The organism is Mycolicibacterium cosmeticum (assembly GCF_000613185.1).
In the GTDB taxonomy this organism is placed as follows: Bacteria; Actinomycetota; Actinomycetes; order Mycobacteriales; family Mycobacteriaceae; genus Mycobacterium; species Mycobacterium cosmeticum.
Map to the genome: position 1 here is coordinate 299,732 of NZ_CCBB010000003.1, position 23,342 is coordinate 323,073.

At 69.5% G+C, this 23,342-nt stretch carries 23 protein-coding genes; 11 read left to right on the forward strand and 12 right to left on the reverse strand.

Going from position 1 to position 23,342, the window contains the following annotated elements:
* Positions 1-11: 11 nt before the first annotated feature.
* Entirely contained in the window at positions 12-1,115 is a 1,104-nt protein-coding gene (locus tag BN977_RS20460) for an FAD-dependent oxidoreductase (RefSeq protein WP_036401053.1), read from the reverse strand.
* Positions 1,116-1,183: 68 nt separating this feature from the next.
* On the opposite strand from BN977_RS20460, the gene BN977_RS20465 reads away from it, so the two are divergent.
* Positions 1,184-1,834, forward strand: coding sequence for a TetR/AcrR family transcriptional regulator (locus BN977_RS20465; protein WP_036401056.1), 651 nt, complete (start codon positions 1,184-1,186; stop codon positions 1,832-1,834).
* Here the strand turns inward: BN977_RS20465 and BN977_RS20470 are convergent.
* On the reverse strand, positions 1,831-2,109 hold the full coding sequence (locus BN977_RS20470; RefSeq protein WP_036401058.1) for a barstar family protein: 279 nt from the start codon (positions 2,107-2,109) through the stop codon (positions 1,831-1,833). The genes BN977_RS20465 and BN977_RS20470 overlap by 4 nt on opposite strands.
* Positions 2,106-2,459 (reverse strand): guanyl-specific ribonuclease, encoded by a 354-nt coding sequence (locus BN977_RS20475; RefSeq protein WP_036404035.1) that lies wholly within the window; start codon positions 2,457-2,459, stop codon positions 2,106-2,108. The genes BN977_RS20470 and BN977_RS20475 overlap by 4 nt, the downstream gene beginning before the upstream one ends.
* Positions 2,460-2,600: 141 nt before the next feature.
* Here BN977_RS20475 and BN977_RS20480 point away from each other — a divergent pair, with 141 nt between their 5' ends.
* Together BN977_RS20480 and BN977_RS20485 are read left to right on the forward strand one after the other, a co-directional pair.
* Complete coding sequence (locus BN977_RS20480; protein WP_036401061.1) at positions 2,601-3,710, forward strand: LLM class flavin-dependent oxidoreductase; 1,110 nt, start codon at positions 2,601-2,603, stop codon at positions 3,708-3,710.
* Between the two features lie 9 nt (positions 3,711-3,719).
* On the forward strand, positions 3,720-4,010 hold the full coding sequence (locus tag BN977_RS20485; protein ID WP_024451667.1) for a hypothetical protein: 291 nt from the start codon (positions 3,720-3,722) through the stop codon (positions 4,008-4,010).
* On the opposite strand, the gene BN977_RS20490 is transcribed toward BN977_RS20485, so the two are convergent.
* Together BN977_RS20490 and BN977_RS20495 are read right to left on the reverse strand one after the other, a co-directional pair.
* The gene (locus BN977_RS20490; protein WP_051562115.1) at positions 3,992-4,735 is read right to left on the reverse strand and encodes a class I SAM-dependent methyltransferase; all 744 of its coding nucleotides are present in this window, start codon (positions 4,733-4,735) and stop codon (positions 3,992-3,994) included. The two genes, BN977_RS20485 and BN977_RS20490, sit on opposite strands and share 19 nt — an antisense overlap.
* A 14-nt stretch (positions 4,736-4,749) precedes the next feature.
* Positions 4,750-5,493 (reverse strand): MBL fold metallo-hydrolase, encoded by a 744-nt coding sequence (locus tag BN977_RS20495; RefSeq protein WP_036401065.1) that lies wholly within the window; start codon positions 5,491-5,493, stop codon positions 4,750-4,752.
* 36 nt (positions 5,494-5,529) lie between these two features.
* Here BN977_RS20495 and fgd point away from each other — a divergent pair, with 36 nt between their 5' ends.
* Positions 5,530-6,540: a glucose-6-phosphate dehydrogenase (coenzyme-F420) gene (gene fgd / locus BN977_RS20500; RefSeq protein WP_024451670.1), complete on the forward strand. Its 1,011-nt coding sequence runs from the start codon at positions 5,530-5,532 to the stop codon at positions 6,538-6,540.
* Positions 6,541-6,573: 33 nt separating this feature from the next.
* Here the strand turns inward: fgd and BN977_RS20505 are convergent, their stop codons facing one another.
* Genes BN977_RS20505 through BN977_RS20515 form a run of 3 tightly spaced genes read right to left on the reverse strand, consistent with a single transcriptional unit; the run spans position 6,574 to position 9,130 of the window.
* Positions 6,574-7,356: a GntR family transcriptional regulator gene (locus BN977_RS20505; protein WP_036401069.1), complete on the reverse strand. Its 783-nt coding sequence runs from the start codon at positions 7,354-7,356 to the stop codon at positions 6,574-6,576.
* A 1-nt stretch (position 7,357) separates the two neighbouring features.
* The gene (fabG, locus tag BN977_RS20510) at positions 7,358-8,131 is read right to left on the reverse strand and encodes a 3-oxoacyl-ACP reductase FabG (RefSeq protein ID WP_036401071.1); all 774 of its coding nucleotides are present in this window, start codon (positions 8,129-8,131) and stop codon (positions 7,358-7,360) included.
* A gap of 9 nt (positions 8,132-8,140) precedes the next feature.
* Entirely contained in the window at positions 8,141-9,130 is a 990-nt protein-coding gene (locus BN977_RS20515; protein WP_036401073.1) for a phosphotransferase enzyme family protein, read from the reverse strand.
* A gap of 251 nt (positions 9,131-9,381) precedes the next feature.
* On the opposite strand from BN977_RS20515, the gene BN977_RS20520 reads away from it, so the two are divergent.
* From BN977_RS20520 to BN977_RS20545, 6 genes are all read left to right on the forward strand, one after another.
* On the forward strand, positions 9,382-10,941 hold the full coding sequence (locus tag BN977_RS20520) for an APC family permease (RefSeq protein WP_036401075.1): 1,560 nt from the start codon (positions 9,382-9,384) through the stop codon (positions 10,939-10,941).
* 6 nt (positions 10,942-10,947) lie between these two features.
* Positions 10,948-12,216, forward strand: a complete 1,269-nt coding sequence (locus BN977_RS20525; RefSeq protein ID WP_036401078.1) for an aspartate aminotransferase family protein — start codon at positions 10,948-10,950, stop codon at positions 12,214-12,216.
* Complete coding sequence (locus BN977_RS20530) at positions 12,213-12,602, forward strand: YybH family protein (protein WP_036401081.1); 390 nt, start codon at positions 12,213-12,215, stop codon at positions 12,600-12,602. The genes BN977_RS20525 and BN977_RS20530 overlap by 4 nt, the downstream gene beginning before the upstream one ends.
* Before the next feature lie 200 nt (positions 12,603-12,802).
* Complete coding sequence (locus BN977_RS20535; protein ID WP_036401082.1) at positions 12,803-14,263, forward strand: HNH endonuclease signature motif containing protein; 1,461 nt, start codon at positions 12,803-12,805, stop codon at positions 14,261-14,263.
* A gap of 40 nt (positions 14,264-14,303) precedes the next feature.
* Positions 14,304-16,379 (forward strand): phosphate acetyltransferase, encoded by a 2,076-nt coding sequence (pta, locus tag BN977_RS20540; protein WP_036401085.1) that lies wholly within the window; start codon positions 14,304-14,306, stop codon positions 16,377-16,379.
* Positions 16,379-17,488: an acetate kinase gene (locus BN977_RS20545; protein ID WP_036401087.1), complete on the forward strand. Its 1,110-nt coding sequence runs from the start codon at positions 16,379-16,381 to the stop codon at positions 17,486-17,488. Before pta ends, BN977_RS20545 begins: the two co-directional genes overlap by 1 nt.
* Here BN977_RS20545 and BN977_RS20550 read toward each other — a convergent pair.
* Genes BN977_RS20550 through glnX form a run of 3 tightly spaced genes read right to left on the reverse strand, consistent with a single transcriptional unit; the run spans position 17,485 to position 22,099 of the window.
* A complete protein-coding gene (locus tag BN977_RS20550; protein WP_036401089.1) occupies positions 17,485-19,776 on the reverse strand; it encodes a serine/threonine-protein kinase PknG in 2,292 nt (763 codons plus the stop codon). The two genes, BN977_RS20545 and BN977_RS20550, sit on opposite strands and share 4 nt — an antisense overlap.
* Positions 19,776-20,783: a glutamate ABC transporter substrate-binding protein gene (locus BN977_RS20555; RefSeq protein WP_036401090.1), complete on the reverse strand. Its 1,008-nt coding sequence runs from the start codon at positions 20,781-20,783 to the stop codon at positions 19,776-19,778. Before BN977_RS20555 ends, BN977_RS20550 begins: the two co-directional genes overlap by 1 nt.
* Positions 20,783-22,099, reverse strand: a complete 1,317-nt coding sequence (gene glnX / locus BN977_RS20560) for a protein kinase G-activating protein GlnX (protein WP_024451682.1) — start codon at positions 22,097-22,099, stop codon at positions 20,783-20,785. The genes BN977_RS20555 and glnX overlap by 1 nt, the downstream gene beginning before the upstream one ends.
* Positions 22,100-22,202: 103 nt before the next feature.
* Between glnX and BN977_RS20565 the strand changes: the two genes are divergently transcribed.
* A complete protein-coding gene (locus BN977_RS20565; RefSeq protein ID WP_036401093.1) occupies positions 22,203-22,685 on the forward strand; it encodes an NUDIX hydrolase in 483 nt (160 codons plus the stop codon).
* Here BN977_RS20565 and thiE read toward each other — a convergent pair.
* Positions 22,675-23,310: a thiamine phosphate synthase gene (gene thiE, locus BN977_RS20570; RefSeq protein WP_036401096.1), complete on the reverse strand. Its 636-nt coding sequence runs from the start codon at positions 23,308-23,310 to the stop codon at positions 22,675-22,677. The genes BN977_RS20565 and thiE overlap by 11 nt on opposite strands.
* Positions 23,311-23,342: the final 32 nt, after the last annotated feature.

Here is a 23,342-nt window from a genome sequence, read left to right on the forward strand (position 1 = left end):
CTTTACACGTGTCAAGTTTCTCGCGAAAGGGTGGCCAGCAGCTCGGAGGGCTCGTCCAGGTTCTCCTGCATCCGCGCGGCGTCCAGCGCCGCTGTTGCGCTGCGCGGGAACATCGTCGCCTCGTAGGCGGCCAGGGCCGCTTCGGTGTCGCCCGGGTGGGTGGCCAGCGCGGCGCCGAGTTCGGCGCCGTCCAGCATCGCCAGGTTGGCGCCCTCACCCGACGGCGGCGACAGGTGCGCCGCATCGCCGATGAGCGTCACGCCGGCGATGCGGTCCCAGCGATGACCGATCGGCAGAGTGTGGATCATCCGGACCGTGGGGCCGGCGTCGCAGTCGGTGATGAGCGCGGTGAGTTCGGGTGCCCAGCCGTCGAATTCGGCCGCGACGCGTGCGGGATCGGTGAGTCCGGCCGCGGTGATCCACTCGGCCGGGCGGTGCAGGGCGATATAGGCGTGCAGGACACCATCCGGCTCACGGTGCGCGCCGATCCACTTGCCCGGGGCCACCGCGAACAGCGAGCCCGCCCCGACCGCCGCGGCGGCCGCCGGGTGCTTGGTGTCGGCGTCGTACAGATAGGTCTCGACGAACGTCATGCCGGAGTAGACCGGGGTCGCGTCCGACAGCAACGGCCGGATCTTCGACCAGGCACCGTCGGCGCCGACCAGCAGCTCGGTGTGCACGGCCGTGCCGTCGGCGAAGCCGAGCTCGTGCCGGCCCCCGCCGAGCGGTCGGGCGCCGGTGACCTTGTGCCCCCAGCGGACGGTTCCGTCGGGCAGCGAGTCCAGCAGCACCCGGCGCAGTTCCCCGCGCAGCACCTCGGGGCGGGCGCCGGTGCCGTCGTCGGGCTCGTCGAGCAGCACCGTGCCGTCGGGGGCCAGCACGCGGTCGGCCTCGGCGCCGCGGTGGATGATCGCGCGGAACCGTTCGGTCAACCCGGCCATCTCCAGCGCCGGCTGGCCGGTGTCGGCGTGGATGTCCAGTTGGCCGCCCTGGGCGCGGCTGCCCGCCGACCCCTCGGCCTCGTACACCGTGCTGGTGATGCCGTGCACGTGCAGCACCCGGGCGAGCACCAGGCCGCCGATGCCGGCGCCCACGATCGTGACGTGTGGTCTCATCTGACCCCCTTTTGGAACGTTGTTCCAATCAAGGTTGGAACAACGTTCCAGGTCTGTCAAGATGAGGCATGTCCCAACGGCGCACCGAGGCACTGTCGAGGGAGCGCATCGTCGCGGCGGCGATCGAGATCCTGGATTCCGACGGTGAGGCCGCGTTGACCTTCCGGGCGCTCGCGACCCGGCTGAACACCGGTGCCGGGGCCATCTACCACCACGTCGCCGACAAGAACGCGCTCCTGGCCGCAGCGGCCGACAGCATCGTCGCGAGGGCGCTGCCCTCGGCGCCGGACGACGGCGAACCCGAGGCGGCGATCCGCGCCATCGCGCTGGCCGTGTTCGACGCCTTCGATGCGCACCCGTGGGTGGGTGCCCAGTTGCATCGCCGTCCGTGGTCGGCGTTGTTGCAGATCTTCGAGTCGATCGGCGGGCGGATGGATGCCCTCGGCGTTCCCCAAGGCGCACAGTTCAATTCGGCCTCCGCGCTGCTGAACTACATCCTGGGGGTGGCGGGGCAGAACGCGGCCAACGCCCGCTCGCAGGTCGCGGGGCCCGACCGCACCGCATTCCTGGCCGAGGTGGCCGCGCAGTGGACGCGGCGCGACCCGGTGCGGTATCCCTTCGTGCACCAGGTGGCCGGGCAGCTGGCCGATCACGATGACCGCGACCAATATCTGGCCGGTATCGACCTGATCCTGGCCGGCATCGCGAACGTGCGTTAACCGGCCAACCACAGATCCACGCCGGCATCGGCGAACACCCGCAGCAGCGTGCTCCACACCGGCTCGCCGATCGCGGCCCGCGCCGGCTTGTACGGCGCGAGCACGAACCGGAAACCCCCGTCGGCAGGGGTGCCGAAGCCGCCGCGCAGGCAATCGGCCAGCGCATCCAGGTTGGAGCCGAAGTAGCCGCCGTCCCCGTTGACCGCCCGCCCGATCTCGGTGAAGAAATCGGCCCGCGAAGCGACCCGGGAACCGTCGATCGTGTAGGTCTTCATACGCCTCCGATCAGGCAGAACGACGCGTAGTGATCGCCGGTGTAGTAGAACTCGGCCGGATCGGTCAGCGGCGTGCCGCCGGTGATGATGCGCCGGGTGCCGCGATGGGGCTGCCCCGGGGTGGGCACCGTGTACTCGTGGTAGTAACCCCGCTCGTGCTGCGGCAACCTGCCCTCGTAGTTGCCGAACACCACCCCGTCGTTGCGCGGGTAGGGGAACGGCCCGCCGGACTCGATGCGGTGCACCGTCTCGGTGGCCTGCGGCGGCAGGCCGTCCAGATCGCAGGTGCCGCCCGTGCCGGTCCGGGCGGCCGTCGTGCAGCCGGACAGCAGGCCGCACAGCACGGCCAGGACCACCGTTGTCAGGGCCGCGCCGCGCACCGGGTCGACGCTAGCAGGCCGGATTTCGGCTCACGGTGATCCGATCATGCCCATCCGGAATGCGGGCCGCGCGGACAGGTTAGACATGAGGAGACGATCAGAGGAGCTGTGATGACCGTACCGCTGTCCATCCTGGACCTCGCGCCGATCAGCGCGGGCAGCGACGCGGCCACCGCGCTGCGCAACACCGTCGACCTGGCCCGGCACGCCGAGCTGTGGGGCTATCGCCGCTACTGGGTGGCCGAGCACCACTATGTCGCCGTGGCCAGCTCGTCGCCCGCCGTGCTGATCGGCCAGATCGCGGCGGCCACCACCACCATCCGGGTGGGCGCGGCCGCCGTGCAGCTCGGGCACACCACACCGGTGGCGGTGGTGGAGAGCTTCGGCATCCTGGACGCCTTCCACCCGGGCCGGATCGACCTCGGCGTGGGCCGGTCCGGCCAGCGCCGCACCGAATCGCTGCGGGACGCGCCGCGCACCCCGGCACCGCCGCGGGAACGGCACGAGGTCGACGGTGTCGTGGTGCCCCCGCCCTTCGACGTCGGCGCGCTGATGCGCGACCCACGGCTGCGGGCAGTGATGGCCACCTTGCAGCAGCCCGGCGCGGTGGCACCGGATTTCGGCGAACAAGTGGCCGACATCCTCGCCCTGCTCGACGGCAGCTACCGCACCGAAGGTTTCGAGGCGCATGTCACGCCCGGTGAGTCGACCACGCTGCGGCCGTGGATCTTCGGCAGCTCCAAGGGGCAGAGCGCCCAGGTCGCCGGCGCGCTCGGGCTACCGTTCGTGGCGGCCTATCACATCGCTCCGGGCACTGCCCTGGAAGCGGTCACCGCCTACCGCAAGGCTTTTCGGCCGTCGGCCGGCCTCGCCGAGCCCTATGTGGTGGTCTCGGCCGACGTATTGGTCGCCGACGACGACGCCACCGCGCGGCAACTGGCCGCCAGCTACGGGCACTGGGTGTACTCGATCCGGGCGCAGGGCGGGGCGGCGCCCTATCCGGATCCGGACACCGTCGCGCCGCTGACCGCCGAGCAGCGGGCGCTGGTGCAGGATCGCACCGAAACCCAGTTCGTCGGCAACCCCGACACGGTGGCCGACCGGCTGGCCGCGCTGCAGCGGGTGACCGGCGCCGACGAGCTGGTCATCACCTCGGTGGCCTACCGGCACGAGGACCGGCTGCGGTCCCATGAGCTGATCGCCAAGAGGTGGGCAGGCTAATCTGATGCCGTGTCGCAAACGACCGTCGGGCTGCTGATCCTGGCGGCGGCCCTGTTGACGGCGCTGGCCGGGGTCGGCCTGCGGATCGTCGTCGGCCGCAAGAGCGAATCACCGGCCGTCCGTCGCACGGTGATCACATTGCGCGCCAACAAAATCGGCCGGTTGCTGTTCGGCAGGGTGCTCACCGACCCGTTCGACGACGACGAGCTGGACGGGATGATCCTGATGCCGGCCATCGTGCTGGCCTGCGGTCTGTTCCTGACCGGGGTGTTCCTGCTCGGTTACGACGTGCTCACCTGAGCCGTGCACAGCACCGCCAGCGCGTCGTTGGTGGCCGCCACGCCGGCGGGCCCGATGAGGGCCGTCAGCCGGTTGCGCAGCTCGTCCTGATCGGCGGCCGGCAGCCGCAGCACGTTGGAGTAGGTGGTCACCATGGCGACCCAGTCCGCGCCGCTGTAGTGCGGATGTTCGACGTAACGTCGGCGTTCACCGCGCAGCCCGGCCGCCGCCAGCAGCGGGTCGAGGTCGTCACCCTCGATATCGGTGGACGGGCGCTGCCAGTCCTCGAGCAGGCCCGCGTACGCCCGGCCGAGCTCGTCGCGGTCCGGGGTGACGGGCACGACGCGGTTCCACAGCAGCGCCAGCCGGCCACCGGGGGCCAGCAGCGCCCGCACCTTGCGCAGCGCCGGCTCCGGATCCACCCAGTGGAACGACTGCGCGAACACCACCAGGTCGAAACTGCGGCCGCGGGGCTCCCAGTCCTCGAACGTCGCCACCTCGACGGCCAGCCCCTTGTGCGCGGCCACCTCGGCCATCAGCGGATCCGGTTCCACGGCCAGCACGTCGGCGCCGGCGTCGCGCAACTGGGCGGTGGCGATACCGGTGCCCGCCCCGACGTCGAGCACGGTGATCCCTTGGCGGTCAACCAGATCGGTGATGAGGGCGGCCGGGTAACGGGGGCGGTGCCGGTCGTAGCGGGCGGCCGCCGAGCCGAACGAATTCGCCCGCAGCCGGTCGGTGTGCAGCGGCGCCTGCTCGCTCACCGGGCGGCCTGTTCGGCCGCGTCCCGGATCGGTCCGCGCCACACCGGTCCGTGCCCGGGCAACAGGATCTCGGCGTCCAGCATGCCCAGCGCCCCGAGGCTGCGGACACAGCCGTCCTGATCGTGGTTGAACAGCCCCGGCAGCAGCTGCGGCCCCCGCCGGGTGCTCAGTGGATGTCCGGTCACCAGCGCGTCACCGGCCACCAGCACCCTGTCCACCAGATACGAGCAGTGTCCACCGGTGTGACCGGGCGTCGGGATGGCCACCGGGGTGCCGGGCAGCGTCGAGGCGACGGCGTCGTCCAGGGCCTGCGTCGAGCCGATGCCCTCATGGGTCAGGCCGCCCTTGCGGATCAGCGCCAGCGACCAGGTGAGGTAGCGCGGCTGCCAGGCACGGGCCAGCACATCCACCGGGGCGGCCTGCTCCAGGTATTCCCGCTTGGCATGGCCGACCTCGGCGGCGTGCGTATACACCGGTGTGCCATGGGTTTTCGCGAACCAGATGGCCGAACCCAGGTGGTCCACATGGGCGTGGGTCAACAGGATGGCGCGCACATCCTCGGGGCCGAAACCGAGATCGCGGACGGTCCGCACCACGTCGTCGCGATCGCCGGGATAACCGGCGTCGATCAACAGCACCCCGCCGCCGTCGGGTCCGGCACCGGTGACCAGCGTCCAGTTGACCAGGTCGGTCTGCGCGAAGTGCACGGTCTCGGTGATCGCCGTCAGGGACACTGCCATGCCCGCGAGTCTATGCAGGGGAGTAGAAACGTAGACGTGGCTGAACTCAAATTGGGGTACAAGGCATCAGCAGAACAGTTCGCTCCTCGCGAGCTGGTGGAGTTGGCAGTGGCCGCCGAAGCGGCCGGCATGGACAGCGCCACCGTCAGTGACCATTTCCAGCCGTGGCGGCACGAAGGCGGGCACGCCCCGTGGTCGCTGGCCTGGATCGCGGCGGTGGGCGAACGCACCCAGCGGCTGGTCCTCGGCACGTCGGTGCTGACCCCGACGTTCCGGTACAACCCGGCCGTGATCGCGCAGGCTTTCGCGACCCTGGGCTGTCTGTATCCGGACCGCATCTTCCTGGGGGTCGGCACCGGTGAGGCGCTCAACGAGATCGCCACCGGGTACGAGGGCGAGTGGCCCGAGTTCAAGGAGCGCTATGCCCGGCTGCGCGAATCCGTGCGGCTGATGCGCGAACTGTGGCTCGGTGACCGCGTGGACTTCGAGGGCGACTACTACAAGACCAAGGGCGCCTCGATCTACGACGTGCCCGAGGGCGGCATCCCGATCTACATCGCCGCCGGCGGGCCGCAGGTGGCCAAGTACGCCGGCCGGTCCGGTGACGGCTTCATCTGCACCTCGGGCAAGGGTGAGGAGCTGTACAAGGACAAGCTCATCCCGGCCATGCGCGAGGGCGCCGAGGCGGCGGGCAAGAATCCCGACGATATCGACCGGATGATCGAGATCAAGATCTCGTATGACACCGATCCCGAACTGGCCCTGGAGAACACCCGGTTCTGGGCACCGCTGTCGTTGACCGCGGAGCAGAAGCACTCCATCGACGACCCGATCGAGATGGAGAAGGCCGCCGACGCGCTGCCCATCGAGCAGGTGGCCAAGCGCTGGATCGTCGCGTCCGATCCGGACGAGGCCGTCGAGAAGGTCGCCGACTACGTCAAGTGGGGGCTGAACCACCTGGTGTTCCACGCGCCCGGGCACGACCAGCGCCGCTTCCTGGACCTGTTCAAGCGCGATCTGGAACCGCGGCTGCGCAAGCTGGGTTAGGCACCGGCGGGCAGGAGCGCAGCGACCGGGGGATCAGGCACTGACGATGCGTTCCACCATGCCGTCGCCGGCCCGGCGCTCCCGCTCCGGATGCACGGTCATGGTGGCGGTCAGCCGCACCCGGTCGGCCCGGAACAGGTCGTAGGCGTATTCGAACGGCCGGCCGGCCGCGTCCCTGGCCACCCTGGTGATGGCCAACAGCGGCCGGCGGTGGGCGATGTCGAGCCACTGCGCCTCGCGCGGGCTGGCGCTGACCACCTCGATGGTCTCGTTCGAGGTGGCCGGCACCAGGCCGTAGCGCACCCGCAACAGTTCGTACAGGGAACCGCCCAGCGGCTGCTCCAGCAGGTCGCTCACCTGGTCGGTGATGAAGCAGGACATGTCCACCGACAGCGGTACCCCGTCGGCATAGCGCAACCGCCGGATGACGAAGACCTCGGCGGTGTCCGGGATCTCCAGCGCCGCGGACTCGGCGGCGGTGGCCGGCCTGCGGTCGGTGGCCAGCACCTTGGTGGAGCTGGTGTGGCCGCCGCTCTGCAACAACGCGGGCAGCCCGGTCAGCTCGGCGGCGTTGCGCTGCACCACATCCGCGCGCACGAAGGTGCCGCCGCGGCGGCCGGTGCGCCGTTCCAGCACGCCGGCCTCACTCAGCGGCAGCAGCGCGCTACGCAGCGTCGCCCGCGACACCCCGAACTTGTCGGCCATCTCGCGTTCGGTGCCCAACCGGTTTCCCGGCCGCAGCGCCCCGCTGGACAACATGGACAGGATCCGCCGGCGTACGTCCTCGGCGACCGCACCCCCCGGTGTCTCCTCCATGTCAGGCCAAAGCGTCCAGCGACTCGGGCAGCACCTGCCCACCGTCGACGGCGATGGCCTGGCCGGTGATGTACGCCGCCTCGGTGGTGGCCAGGAATGCCGCCAGGTGGCCGATGTCCTCCGGGGTGCCCAGTGCCCCGGCCGGGATGGACCGGGCCATGCTGGCGATGTACTCCTCGCCGTTGCCGATCAAGCCCTCGGTCATGATGTTGCCCGGCAGGATGGCGTTGACGGTGATCTTGTGCGGCGCCAGCTCGATGGCCGCGGTGCGCATGAAGCCCAGCTGCGCCGATTTGGTGGCGCCGTAGTGCGACCAGCCGGGGTAGCCGGTGATGGGACCGGTGATCGACGAGGTCAGGATGACCCGGCCGCTGCCCGACGCGATCAGGGCGTCCAGGCAGGCCTGCACGGCGAAGAAGGTGCCGTTGACGTTGATGCCCATGATCTGGTTGAGCTGCTCAGGGGTCATGGTCGCCAGCGGTGCGTCCGGGAAGATACCGGCGTTGGCGCACAACACATCCAGACCACCGAAGGCTTCGGTGACCGCCGCGGCCATCTCGGTGCAGGACTGGCGGTCACTGACGTCGACGCGGACCCCGATCACCTTCCCGCTGCCCAGTCCGTCCAGGGCGGCGACCGCCTCGTCGAGGTCGGCGGCCGAACGGGCGGCGACGGCCACGTCGGCGCCGGCGCGGGCGAACACCGTCGCGATACCGCGGCCGATGCCCTTGCTACCGCCGGTCACCAGCACCGAGCGGGACTGCAGGTCGAACATGGGTCTCCTTTACCGTAACCAGCTGTCGTCGTTGAGATAGCGTTCGGCCAGCCGGGCGGTCCCGACGGCGTAGCCCGGGCCGATCGCGATGGCCGCGTCGGCATCGGCGTGGGAGGCGATCCACGCGGTGAGCTGAATCCGCCGCAGCATGACGAAGGTCGGGATGAGCGCCAGATGCTCGTCGGGCAACCTGCGCACCTTCTGATAGCCACGCAGCCATTCGGCCACGATTCTGCCGGCTTCCGGGGTGTCCTCGATCCACGACACCACCGCGCCCAGATCGGCCAGGTGCCACCCCCAGCCGGCGTCGTCGAAGTCGATCACGGTGATGCCGTCGGACGGCGCCGCCGGGTCGATCATCAGGTTGGACAGCCGCAAGTCCGCGTGAATCAGACCGAATCGGTCTGCGCCGGTGCCGAATTCGGCGAGTGTCTCGGTGATGTGGTGTACCGCCCGCATGATGGTGGCGCGGTCGGCCTCGGCCAGGCCCGGCGCCGCGCGCCAGTCTCCCCAGCGCGCCCCCGGCCCGAGGATGTCGTCGAGGTCCCAGCGGAACCGGGTGAAGCCGGCCGGGACGGACCAGTCCTGTACGTGCTCGTGCATGATGGCCGTCAATTCGCCGAGGGTGGCGAAGCCGACGGCGTCGGGCGCCTCCTCGGCGGTGCACCCCGGTATCAGGGTGACGGCGTCGACGTAGAGCTCGCGGCCGTCCACTTCCGCCGTCACCACCTCGAGGCCGGCGGCCGAGCGGACCAATTCCGGTGTGTCGACCACGGTCTCCGCCCGCAGCGCCGCCATCCAGGCCAGTTCCGAGCGGATGGCGTCCAGCGAGTGGTAGCCCGGCCGGTGCACCCGCAGCACGATCGGGTCGTCGTCGCCCACCAGGTAGGTGGCGTTCTCGGAGAGGCTGAGCAGGCGCAGCGGGGTGTCCAGGTCGCGGCCGTAGGCGGCCAGTGCCGCCCGGGCGAAGCGTTCGTGGTCGGCAGGCAGTCCCGGCATGCCGAACAGTGTGGCGCAAGTATCGATCCAAAGCAGACCAAATAGGCGAGATTTACCTCCCTGTTGCAAAAACTCCGGCCGTGAAACGTGCTGGAAACATGGCGTGTGATTGCTGAGTCTTCCAGTTGACCAAGCAATCTCGCCGAGGTAAGAATGGCCCGCGTCGCACAACGTCACCAGCACCGAAGCGGGTGGCTTTCGGATACCAGACCAAATCTCGGTCGCAGTAAAACCCCTCAGATAGGGATTCAATGAGCGAAATCATCGATCCACCGGCGCCGTCGGGCACCGATACCGTCCAACGCCTGAAGCCCAATGCGGTCGGGCTGGTGGGCGTGCTGTTCATGGCGGTCGCCACCGCCGCGCCCATCACCGCCATGGTCGGCAACGTGCCGATCTCCGTCGGCTTCGGTAACGGGGCCTACGCGCCTGCCGGTTACTTCGTCGCCACCATCGTGCTGACCCTGTTCGCCATCGGCTACGCCAAGATGAGCAAGCACATCACCGCGACCGGCGCCTTCTACGGGTACATCTCCCATGGTCTCGGCCGCATCGTCGGGCTGGGTGCGGGCTTCCTGACCGCGCTGGCGTACATGGTGTTCGAGGCGTCGCTGATCGGCATCTTCTCGTTCTTCGGCAACGACCTGTTCTCGTCGCTGTTCAACATCCACGTGCCGTGGATCGTGTTCGCGCTGGTGATGCTGGCCATCAACGCCGTGCTCACCTACTTCGACATCAACCTGGCCGCCAAGGTGCTCGGCGTCTTCCTCATCACCGAGATCGTGATGCTGGCGCTGATGGCGCTGTCGGTGCTCTTCACCGGCGGTGGCCCGCAGGGCTGGTCGTGGGGTTCACTCAACCCGATCAACGGTTTTCACAGCCTCTCGGGTGTGGTGGCCGGTCCGGACGGCTCCCTGATCACCGTCGCCGGCTCCGCTGGTGTCGGCCTGTTCTTCGCCTTCTGGTCCTGGGTCGGGTTCGAATCCAGCGCCATGTACGGCGAGGAATCGCGCAACCCCAAGAAGATCATCCCGATCGCCGTGGTGAGCTCGGTCATCGGTATCGGCGTGTTCTACGTGCTGGTGTCCTGGCTGGCGATCGTCGGCACCGGACCGGAGAATGCCGTTGCGCTGGCGCAGGATTCGGCGACGGCCGGAAACATCTTCTTCAACCCGGTGCATGAGCACCTGGGCCAGTGGGCGGTCGACCTGTTCAAGATCCTGCTGATGACGGGGTCGTTCGCCTGCGGTATGGCGTTCCACAACTGCGCCGCGCGCTACCTGTACGCGCTGGGCCGGGAGGACGTCATCCCCGGGATGCGCAAGACCCTCGGCGCCACCCACCCGGTGCACGGTTCCCCGCACATCGCCGGCTTCGTGCAGACCGGTTTCGCCACCCTGGTGGTGCTGTTCTTCGAGTTCACCCAGCGTGATCCCTACACCGGCCTGTACGGCCTGATGGCCTTGCTGGGCACCACCGCCATCATGATCGTGCAGGCGCTGGCGGCGTTCTCGGTGATCTCGTACTTCCATGTGCAGAAACGTCATCCGGAGACGGCCAACTGGTTCAGCACCTTCCTGGCGCCGCTGTTGGGTGGGCTCGGCATGGTGTACGTGATCTACCTGCTGGCCAAGAACGCCTCGTTCGCCGCGGGCGCGGCGGCCACGGACTGGATCTTCGCGGCCATCCCGTGGGTGGTCGCCGTGGTGGGCATCGGGGGCGTGCTGTGGGCGCTGCTGCTGAAGTTCCGGGATCCGCAGCGGTATGCCGAACTGGGCCGTACCGTGTTGGAAGAAGCCCACGAACGCTAGGCACCCATGTCCAATGCCAAGGCATTCTCAAAGATCATGGACTCCAACAGCTATCAGGGCGGTCTGCAGGACGACCCCCTGATAGCTGCCAGGGAGCGGATGCTGGGCCCGGCGTACCGGCTGTTCTACGAACGGCCGGTACACCTGGTCCGGGGGCGGGGCACCCTGCTGTACGACGCCGACGGCAAGGAGTACCTGGACGCCTACAACAACGTCGCCAGCGTCGGGCATGCCAACCCGCACGTCGTGGACGCGGTGACCCGCCAGCTGAGCCTGCTCAACACCCACACCCGCTATCTGCACGAGGGGATCGTCGACTACTCCGCCCGGCTGCTGGCGACGTTTCCCGATCTGGGGGCCGACGACTCGTATCAGGTGATGTACGCCTGCACCGGTTCGGAGGTCAACGATCTGGCGTTGCGGGTGGCCCAGTTCTACACCGGGGCCACCGGCGTCATCATCACCAACGATGCCTACCACGGCAATACCGCTGCGGTGACGGCGATTTCGCCGTCCATCGGCGGTGCGGCCGTGGTCGGGCCGCATGTCCGCACCGTCTCACCCGACCTGGGTGGGGTGGACGCGGCGATCGCCGACCTGAGGGCCTGCGGGCTCGGGGTGAGCGCACTGATCGTGGACACCGTGTTCTCCTCGGACGGCATCTATCCGGATCCGTCGGTGCTCGGCCCGGCGGTCGAGGCGGTGCGCGCCGCCGGTGGGGTGTTCATCGCCGACGAGGTGCAGCCCGGCTTCGGGCGCACCGGTGACGCCATGTGGGGCTTCGATCGGCACGGCGTGGTGCCCGATCTGGTCACCATGGGCAAGCCGATGGCCAACGGGCTTCCGGTCGCGGCGATGGCGGCGCGCAGCTCCGTGCTGGAGGAATTCGCCAGGGGGATACCGTATTTCAACACCTTCGGTGGCAACCCGGTGTCGATGGCGGCGGCCGCCGCGGTGCTCGACGTGATCGAGGACGAGAAGTTGGTGGCCAATGCCGCCGAGGTGGGTGGGGCACTGCGGGGCGCGTTGACGCGGCTGGGCGACGGCCATCCGGTGGTGCGCGAGGTGCGCGGCGCCGGACTCTACATCGGGGTGGAGGTCGACTCGGCGGGCACCGCCAAGCAGATGGTCAACGCCATGCGGGAACGCCGGGTACTGATCTCGGTGTGCGGTGCGGACAGCAATGTGCTGAAGATCCGGCCGCCGCTGGTGTTCTCGATGGCCGATGTGGACCGGTTCTGCACGGAGTTCGAAGGGGTGCTGCACCAACTGTGACCGAGGACGATGTGCTCGCAGCCGCCGATGCCCTGATTGCCGCGTTCGCCGCCACCGACACCGCGGCCTACTTCGACTGTTTCAGTCCCGACGCCACGTTCGTATTCCATCCGGAGCCTGCGCGGTTGGACAGCCGGGCCGCCTACGAGGCGCTGTGGGCGGGCTGGCTGGCCGCGGGCTGGCGGGTGGTGTCGTGCACCAGCACCGACCAGCTGGTCCAGCTCTACGGTGACGTAGCGGTGTTCACCCATTCGCTGCGGACCATCACATCCGAAAACGGCGTGGAATCGAGCATCGACGAGCGCGAGACCATCGTTTTCACCCGGGTGGGGGAGCGGTTGCTCGCCGTGCACGAGCATCTGTCGCCGGTGGCCGGCGGGGACTGAACGCTGCCGACGCGCCAGTGTTGGAGGGTCATCAGTGCCCGCCTCCGAGCGACTTTTCAGCGACAGTTCCGCACCGGCGGTTGACTGCCGTCGTAGCTGAATGTCAAGTCCGAATCGCGTTACACCACAGCATCTGTGGATGAATCCGCGATTGTGGATAACTCGCGGATCTGTCGGTGGTGGCGCGTAGCGTTTCGAACATGTCAGCGAATGCGGTGGCGGATCGGGCGACGGTGTTGGCCGCCTTCGACGCCTACGACTCCGCGTGCGAAGCCCTGGCCGGACTGGACTTCACCGCGTTCACCGTTGCTGAGTTGTTGGCGTTGCAGTCCCGCCGTGAACACCGGGCCCGCACCACCGCCGGTGTGGACCACCGGATCATGGCCGCCCTGCAGACCCTGGTGACACCCGCCGAGATCGGCGAACGCACCTGGACCAAGGTGTTGATGACGCGCATGCGCATCGGTGAGGCCGAGGCCAAGCGCCGGGTCGAGTTCGCCGAGGATCTCGGCCCGCGATACCCGGCATGCGGCGGCACCATCGAACCGGCCCTGCCGCCGACCGCGGCGGCATTGGCCCAGGGGGCGATCAGCATCGACCATGTCTGCGCCATCCGCGACGGGCTGAGGAGGGCCGCCAAGGTCTGCGACCCCGCTGGCTGCTCGGCGCTGGAGGCCACGCTGGCCACTGCGGCCCGGCACGTATCTCCTGCGGAGGTGTCCGCCCTGGCCGATCGCGCGGTGTACCTGATGAATCAGGATGGCCTGGAGGGCCCGGACCCCGCTGCCACCAAACGCGGCCTCACGATCGGGCGCCAGGGACCCGACGGGCTCTCCCGGGTCAGCGGTCATGTCGACGCGGAGACGGCCGGCTACCTGCGGACCCTCAACACCGTCCTGGCCGCCAGGGGCGTCAACAACCCCGACGATCCCGACTCGGTCAACCCGTTGCTCCCCAGGGACAAGCCCCAGCCGAGTGCCGCCGAGGATGCCGCCGACGACCCCGGCTGCACGCAACCCTCGCCTCGGGCGCGCGATATGCGCACCCCAGCTCAACGCAACCACGATGCCCTCAAGGCGATCCTGCGCCACGCCCTGATGTCCGGCCGGCTCGGGCAACACAACGGGCTGCCGGTCACCCTGCTCATCTCGACGACACTGTCCGAGTTGGCGGCCAAGGCCGGAATCGCCGTCACCAGTGTCGGCACCCTCGTGCCGATGCGCGATGTCATCCGGTTGGCCGGCCACGCCGAGCATTACCTGGCCGTGTTCGACGGGCACAAGAGCCTGCCGCTCTACCTGGGCCGCGCAAGGCGCACCGCTTCGGTCGGTCAACGCCTGGCCATGGTCGCGCGGGATCGCGGGTGCAGCCGACCGGGCTGCACCCGGCCCGCCGCGCAATGCCAAGGCATGCACGTCGACCAGGACTGGATCGACGGCGGCCCGACCGACGCCGACAATCTCGGCCTTGGCTGCGACCGGGACAACCAGCTGGCCTTCGACACCGGCTGGACCACCGAGATCGGGGACGACGGCCGCGTCCACTGGCTGCCCCCGCCCCTTCTCGATACCGGTCAAGACAGGATCAACCACCACTTCCACCCCGAGGAGCTCCTACACCCACCCGACAAGGACGACAAGGACGACGGGGACGACCCATGATGAGTTGGCTCACGTTGGGTCATTTGGTTGGCTCTTACCCATGGCCCCCGCTGCGTCCGCGATCTACATCGCCTCACCCGAAGGTGACACCGGCAAGTCCACCATCGCGCTCGGCATCCTGGCGCGGCTGGCGGCGACCGTCGCCAAGGTCGGCGTCTTCCGGCCGATCGCCCGCTCCGGAGAGGACGGCAGCGACTACATCCTGGAGCTGCTGCTGGGCCATGCCACCGCCGGCCTGGACTACCAGGACTGCGTCGGTGTCAGCTACCAGCGCCTGCACGAAGACCTCGACGGCGCCATCGCCGAGATCGTCGAGCGCTACCACCACGTTGCCGACGCGTGCGATGCCGTCGTCATCGTGGGCAGTGACTACACCGACGTCGCCAGCCCCAGCGAGTTGGCCGTCAACGCGCGCATCGCCGTCAACCTGGGTGCCCCCGTCGTGCTGGCGGTGCGCGCCTCGGACCGGACCCCCGCGGAGGTCGCGCAGGTCGCCGAGCTGTGCCTGGCCGAGCTGGTCGCCCAGCACGCGCACACCGCCGCAGTGGTGGCCAACCGCTGCGATCCCACCCAGCTGACCGAGGTGGCCGCGGCGCTGGCCCCGCTCGGCCCGAAAAGCTATGTGCTGCCCGAGGAGCCGCTGCTGGTCGCGCCGTCGGTGGCCGAACTGCGCGACGCGGTGGGCGGCACGCTGACCGGTGGGGACGCGGCGCTGCTCAACCGCGAGGCGCTCAGCGTGCTGGTGGCCGGCATGACGGCCGAGCATGTGCTGGAACGGCTGCGCGACGGGATGGCCGTCATCACCCCGGGCGACCGCTCCGACGTGGTGATGGCGGTGATGGGCGCGCACGCCGCGGAAACCTTCCCCTCACTGTCCTGCCTGATCCTCAACGGCGGCCTGCAACTGCATCCCGCCGTGGCCAAACTGGTCGACGGGCTCAAGCTCCGCCTGCCGGTCATCGCCACCGACTCGGGCACCTACGACACCGCACGCGCGGTGGCCAAGGCCCGCGGCCGGGTGACGGCCGCCTCCACCCGCAAGATCGACACCGCGCTAACCCTGATGGAAGCCCACGTCGACACCGCGGATCTGCTTGCGCAGCTGGCCATTCCGATCCCCGAGGTGATCACCCCGCAGATGTTCACCTACCAGCTGCAGGACCGGGCCCGCGGCGACCGTAAACGCATCGTGCTGCCCGAGGGCGACGACGACCGGATCCTGCAGGCCGCCGGCCGGCTGCTGGCGCACAAGGTGGCCGACCTGACCATCCTCGGTGACGAACCCGCGGTCCGTGGCCGCGCCGCCGAACTGGGCGTCGACCTGGACGGCGCCCAGGTGCTGGACCCGCGCACCAGTGAACTCTGCGACCAGTTCGCCCAGCAGTACGCCGAACTGCGCCGCAAGAAGGGGGTCACCGTCGAACAGGCCCGCGAGATCATCCACGACGTCTCGTATTTCGGCACCATGCTGGTACACAACGGCATGGTCGACGGCATGGTCTCGGGCGCGGCGCACACCACCGCGCACACCGTCCGGCCCGCCTTCGAGATCATCAGGACCCAGCCCGGGGTGTCCACCGTATCGTCCATCTTCCTGATGTGCCTGGCGGATCGCGTGCTCGCCTACGGCGACTGCGCCATCGTGCCCGACCCGACCTCCGAGCAACTCGCCGATATCGCGATCTCCTCGGCGCGCACCGCCGCCCAGTTCGGCATCGACCCGCGCGTTGCGATGCTGTCCTACTCCACCGGCACGTCGGGCACGGGGGCGGATGTCGACAAGGTCAGGGCGGCAACCGAACTCGTCCGGGAACGGGAACCCAACCTGCTGGTCGAGGGCCCCATCCAGTATGACGCCGCCGTCGAGCCGTCCGTGGCGGTCACCAAGATGCCGGATTCGCCGGTGGCCGGCCGGGCCACCGTGCTGATCTTCCCCGACCTGAACACCGGCAACAACACCTATAAGGCGGTGCAGCGCAGCGCCGGCGCCATCGCCATCGGGCCGGTGCTGCAAGGGCTGAACAAGCCCGTCAACGACCTGTCCCGCGGTGCGCTGGTGGAAGATATCGTCAACACCGTGGCGATCACCGCGATTCAGGCGCAGGGCACCCGCTGATGTCTGTACTGGTGCTCAACTCCGGCTCGTCGTCGGTCAAATATCAAGTGGTGCAGCCCGATTCCGGTATCTCGCTGTGCACCGGCATCGTCGAACGGGTCACCGACTACAGCGTCGCCCTGCGTGAGGTGTTCGACGGCCTGACCGCCGCGGGCATCAGCACCGACGATCTGGTGGCGGTCGGGCACCGAGTGGTGCACGGCGGTGTGCGTTTCTACCAACCGACGGTCATCGACGACACCCTGCTCGCCGAGCTGGAGAAGCTGTCCCCGCTGGCCCCGCTGCACAATCCGCCCGCACTGCTGGGCATCGCCGAAGCCCGCAAGCTGCTCCCCGGCCTGCCGCACGTCGCGGTGTTCGACACCGCCTTCTTCCATGACCTGCCCGCCGCCGCGGCCGAGTACGCCATCGACCGGGACGTGGCGCGGCAGTGGCACATCCGGCGCTACGGATTCCACGGCACGTCCCACCGCTACGTCAGCGAACAGGCGGCCATCTTCCTGGATGCGCCGCTGGAATCGCTGAATCAGATTGTGCTGCACCTGGGTAACGGTGCCTCGGCATCCGCTGTCGCCGGCGGCAGGCCGATCGACACCTCGATGGGCCTGACCCCGATGGAGGGGCTGGTGATGGGCACCCGCTCCGGTGACCTGGACCCGGGCATCATCACCTACCTGTGGCGCACCGCCGGCATGACGGTGCAGGACATCGAGACCATGCTCAACCGCCACTCCGGCGTGCTCGGACTGGGCGGCGAGACCGATTTCCGCGAACTGCACAAGCGCATCGACGACGGCGACGCCGACGCGCGGCTGGCCTACGACGTCTACATCCACCGGCTCCGCAAGTACGTCGGGGCCTACCTGGCGCTGCTGGGCCGGACCGACGTCATCACCTTCACCGCCGGCGTGGGGGAGAACGACGCCCTGGTGCGCCGCGACGCCCTGGCCGGGTTGGCCACCCTCGGCATTGAACTCGACGAAACCCGCAACACCGCAACGCAGCGCGCCGCCCGGCGCATCTCGGCGGACGCCTCGCCCATCACGGTGCTCGTCATCCCCACCAACGAGGAACTGGCCATCGCCCGGGCCTGTGCCCAGGTGATCTAGAAGGTACTCATCGGCCGCACGCTGTTGGCCAGGTCGATCAGCGCGTAGCGGTGCGCCTGGGTGGGCGCCACCCGGGCCAGACTGCGCAGCGACGCTTCGACGCCGAGCTGCAACCCGTGCTGGGTGAACGGGAAACCGAGAATGTGGTTGGTGCTGGCCGTGTTGTCGGCCAGCCAGTCCATCGCGGTACCCAGCACCAGGGCGCGGATCTGCAGCACGCGCGGTTCGCCCTCCGGCAACGCCTCCACCCGCCGGGCCGCGTCGCGGATCTGGCGCTCGGACACCTCGCTGATCGAACGGCCGGACAGCAGCGTCACCGCACTGGTCAGCCGGGCCGTGGTGAAATGCCGTGAGGTGGCCGGAACCAGGTCCAGGGTGCGCACAGCGTCGTCGCGGTGACCGTCGGCGGACTGCGCACGCGCCAGCCCGAAACCCGCCGAGATGACCCCGTTGTCGGTGCGCCACACCGTCTCGTAGAAGCGCCGCTCGTCGGCGCTACCGGCCAGTTCGGCCGTCGCCGCCAGCGCCACCTTCGGTGCCAGCTCGCCCGGCAGCGTGTCCAGCACCTCGACGAAATACTTGGTGGCCGTGTCGTAATCGGCGGTCAGCAGGGCGGCCACCCCGCGGAACCACGACAGCCGCCAGCGCCAGCCGACCCGCTCCACCCGATCGGCCAGCTGGGCCAGGTCGTCGAGCTTGCGGGTGGCCTTGGCGACATCGCCGAGGTCCAGCAGCGCCCGCACCTCCATCAGTGGCAGTTCGAGCGACTGGGACAGGTCGATCCCCTCGGAGTCCAGGGTGCCGTGCCGGGCCGCGCGCAGCGAATCCAGAGTCTGCACAGGCTGACTGAGCACCGTCGCGGACAGGATCGGGGCGCCGACGTCGGCCGGGTCGACCAGCGGCACCTGCAGCGCCTTGACGATGTCGGGTGCGGTCAGCTTCGCCGAGTGCACCTGCCCGTCCAGGTAGACATCGGTGTGCGCCACCAGCAGGTCCACCCCGAACGTCGACCGGGGCGGGCTGAACACCGTCGACAGGCCCGGGCGCGGCACCCCGGTGTCCTGCGCGACCACCTCACGCAGCACCCCCATCAGCTGCCCGGACATCTCCTCGGCGCTGGTGAACCGCCGGGCCGGATCCGGGTCGATGGCCCGGCGCAGCAACCGGCCGAACGAGTCGTACTTGCGCAGCACCGGATCGTCGTCGGGCAGGCCGTCCACATAACGGCCCTTGCGGGTGCGCAGCTTGAGGGTCAGCGCGGCCAGGGTGCGCCCCACCGTGTAGATGTCGGTCTGCACCGTCGGCCCGGTCCGGATGATCTCGGGGGCCTGGTAACCCGGTGTGCCGTAGAGGAACCCGAACGAATTGATCCGCGACACCGCACCCAGGTCGATGAGCTTGAGCTGCTCCTCGGTGACCATGATGTTCTCGGGCTTGAGGTCGTTGTACACCAGGCCCAACGAATGCAGGTAGCCCAGCGCGGGCAGGATCTCCAACATGTACGCAATGGCTTGGGCCACCGGCAGTTTGGTGCCCTTGCGCTGTTTCAGCGACGTTCCGCCGACGTACTCCATGACGATGTAGCCGACCGGGTCGCCGTGCTTGTCGTCGTGTTCGACGAAGTTGAAGATCTTCACGATGGCGGGGTGGGTGACCTCGGCCAGGAACTGGCGTTCGGCCATCGCGGTGGCCTGCGCCTCGGCATCGCCGGAATGCACCAGGCCCTTGAGTACCACCGGGCGGTAGTTCACGTTGGTGTCGAAGGCCAGATACACCCAGCCCAGGCCGCCGTGCGCGATGCAGCCCTTGATCAGGTACTGGTCCACCACCATGTCGCCCGGGCTGAGTTGCGGCAGAAAGGAATACGCGCTGCCGCAGTACGGGCAGACCCCTTCGGAGCGGGCCGGCCCGTCCTTGGAGGCCCGGCCCACCGGCTTCCCGCAGTTCCAGCAGAACCGCTTCGACTCGGCCACCACGGGATTGGTCATCAACGCCGCGAGCGGGTTGCGTTCGGTCACCCGGGGAATCTCGACGAGACCGCCGCCGAGGCGCCGGGTCGGCGACCGCGGCCGGGTCACCGTCGTCATCCGCTCGTTGGGCTCGGTGGTGGCCGAGCCGGCCGAGGCCCGCGACGTCCGGCTGGTGTCCCCGAAATCCGGGCGGTAGACGGCCTGGGTGGCCATCGGCCGGACCGTCGCCGCGGACTCGTCGTCGAAATCCTCGAACTCCTCCAGGTCGGCCAGGCTGGCCGGCCGGGTGCCCGGATCGTCCATCTCCGGATCGCTCATCAGTCCACGTACCTTGCGACCGGCGGTGCGGGCGTCGGGCCCAGAACGGTCAACCACTTGCGGTACAACGTGTTCCACGTCCCGTCCCGGCGGATCCGGTCCAGCGTGCCGTTGACGAAGCGGACCAGGCCGGGATTGTCCTTGTTGATCCCGATGCCGTACGGCTCCTCGGCCATGCTCGGGCCGACGATGTGCAGGTACGGGTCCTGGCTGACCAGTCCGGCCAGGATGGTGTCGTCGGTGCTGACCGCGTCGACCTGCCGCTGCTGCAGCGCCACCAGGCAGTCCGCCCAGGTCACCGTCTCCAGGATGACCGGCGGCGGGACGATCTGCTTCACCCGGTCCAGCGAGGTGGTGCCGGTCGCCGCGCACACCCGCTTGCCGCCCAGATCGGCGGCCTGCCGGATCCGGGAATCCCGCGGCGCCAGGATGCGCTGGTTGGCCGACAGGTACTCGGTGGAGAACGCCACCAACTCCTTGCGCGCACAGGTGATGCTCATGGTCTTGACCACGATGTCCACCTGGTCGTTCTGCAGCGCGGTGAGCCGGTCCGCCGAGGACAGGATGCGGTACTCCACCTGCGAGGGGGTGCCGAAGATGTCGCGGGCGACCTCACCGGCGATGTCGACGTCGAACCCGGTGATGGTCCCCGTGATGGGATCGCGGAACGAGAACAGGTTGGAGCCGATGTCCAGCCCGACGATCAGCCTGCCGCGGTTGCGGATCTTCTCGACGGCCTCCTCGGCCTGCCTGCGGTCCGGGAACGGGCGCAGGCTGGCGGTGCGGTCACAGTGTTCGTTGGTCGCCGGCGCTTCGGGCGACGGGTCGGGCGCCAATTGCTGCATGCCGGCCGGGGTCGGCGGGGCCAGCGTGACCTCGGGCAGCGGCGCGGCGGGCGCGGCCTGCTCGCAGCCGGCCAGCACGGCGGCCGCCGCCACCAGAGCGAACACCCGGGACTTCGCGCGAGCCCTCAGCACACCTGTTCTGTTCTTCGCGCGAGCGCTCATCACCGGTACTCACTCAGCCGGGGCCACAGACCCAGTGTCACCGCGACGGCGGCGAGCACGCTCAGCGCGGCGGCGCCGAACGTCGCCCCCGACAGCACCCGGCGGGCGTTGACGATATCGGTGCGCAGTTGGTTGCGGCTGTCCTCGATGCCCTTGGTCAGCGCGGCGTCCAGCTTGCCGAAGGCCGGGGTGGAGTCGTCCTCGCCGGTCCCCAGCGCCACCTGGGTGGCGGCCTGGTAGTCGCCGACGGCGATGTAGGCGTTGATCCGGTCGTCGGCGGCGCGCCACCGCCGCAGCAGCTGTTCGGCGTCGGCGAGTTCGCCCTTGTTCTTGGCATCGCTGGCCAGATAGATCGACAGCTGCTGCTGCATGGCGTCGATGCGCTGATAATAGGACTGCTTGCGGATGTCCTCGTCGCCGCGCCGGACCAGGGCCAGCGTCTCGTCGGCGCGGGCCTGCTGCGCCGTGATCGCCATCGTGGTGACCGTCTTGAGCGACTGCGCCGCAGTATTTTTCGCGCTGCGACTGTCGGCGGTCGAGATGACCAGTGCGGTACCCACCCAGACCACCATAATCAGCACCGCCAGTCCGCCCGCGACGAAACCGACGTTGATCCGCCGCCGGGTCCGCCGGGTCAGCCAGCGGTTGGCGAACAACCCGAACAGGATGGTCGCCAGCACCACGATGATGACCGAGGCCGGGATCCGGGCCGAGGCGGCGGTCTCGGCGTCGACGCGGGCCGAGGTGGCCTCGTACAGCCGCTGGGCGTCGGGCAGGATCTGGGTCTGCATCAGCGCCGAGGCCTCGGACAGATAGGACGAACCGACCGGATTCCCGGCCCGGTTGTTGGTCCTGGCCGTTTCCACCAGGCCGGTGTAGACCGCCAGCTCGGCGTTGACCCGGCCGAGCAGCTGGATCATCGGCTCGTCGGTCAGCCCGCTGGATGCCCGCGTCACGGCCACTGCGGCATCGGTGATGGCCTGCTCGTAGCGCTGCCGGACATCGGTGGGTTCGGCGCCGGCGATGAACGCCGTCGCGGCGGCCGCGTCGGCCACCGACAGGGTGGTGTAGAGCTGGCCGGCCGCGAACGCCAGCGGTTCGGTGTGGTCGAGCACCGTGGTCAGCGCTTGCTGGCGGTCGTTGACCGTCCGCGAGGTGGCGAACGCGCACGCGATGACCAGCGCGCACAGCACGACGCCGATCGTCAGGATGCGGCCCGGCGTGGTCCACAGGAACCACCACCGCGGATGCCCCCCGACGGCCGGCGACCGTGACGCCAGCGGTTCGGTCGACGGGTGCGCCAACTCCACGGTCACGGGTGCGCGGACCTCCCTCACAACGTGATCGGTGTGCGATTAATGAAAGTCTAAGAGAGATTGGAGTGACGTGTGGGAATTCGTGGCCCCTTATCCTGAACCTGTGCGTGGCGACGGTGACGGGTGGGTGATGTCCGACGGCGGTGCGCACTACTGGGGCCGCCACGGCGCGGCCGGATTGCTGCTGCGCGCGCCGGCTCCCGGCGGGGTCGCGGCGGTGCTGCTGCAGCACCGCGCCCCGTGGAGTCATCAGGGCGGCACCTGGGGTTTGCCCGGTGGCGCCCGCGACAGCCACGAGTCGGTCGAGGAGGCCGCGGTCCGGGAGGCCCACGAGGAGGCCGGCCTGGAGCCCGCGATGATGACGGTGCGCGTCGCGGTGGTCACCCATCAGGTGCCCGGCTGGTCGTACACCACCGTCATCGCCGACGCCTCCGAACTGCTGATCACCACGCCCAACCGGGAGAGCTCCGAGCTGCGCTGGGTGATCGAGGACGAGGTCGCCGACCTGCCGCTGCACCCCGGGTTCGCGGCCAGCTGGGACCGGCTGCGCAGCCTCGCCGCCGGCATCCCGCTGCTCAGGCCGTGAGCGCGTCCTTGAGGTGACGCGCGGCGGCCCGCGGGTCGTCGGCGTCGGTGATGGCACGCACCACCACGATCCGGCGCGCCCCGGCGGCCAGCACCTCGGGCAGCCGGTCGGCGTCGATCCCGCCGATGGCGAACCACGGCTTGGCCGGTGCCAGCGCGGCGGTGTGCCGGACCAGGTCCAGCCCCGGTGCCGGGCGGCCCGGTTTGGTCGGGGTCGGCCAGCACGGCCCGGTGCAGAAATAGTCGACCGGTTCGGCGAGCGCGGCGGCCACCTGCTGCTCGTCGTGCGTGGAGCGGCCGATCAGCGGTTCGGGGCCGATGATCGAGCGGGCCACCTCCAGCGGCAGATCGTCCTGCCCGAGGTGCAGCACGTCCGACCCCGCGGCGCGCGCGACGTCGGCGCGGTCGTTGACCGCCAGCAGGGCGCCGTGCCGGCGGGCGGCGTCGGCCAGGATCTCCAGCGCGGCGAGTTCCTGCCGGGCCTCCAAACCCTTGTCGCGCAGCTGGATGATGTCCACCCCACCGGCCAGCGCCGCGTCGGCGAACTCGGCGAGGTCACCGCGCGCCAGCCGGGCGTCGGTGCAGAGGTACAGCCTGGCATCGGCGAGGCGGGCGCGTGCATCCACAGCGCCGAGGTTATCGGGCGGGCCGAGTACCC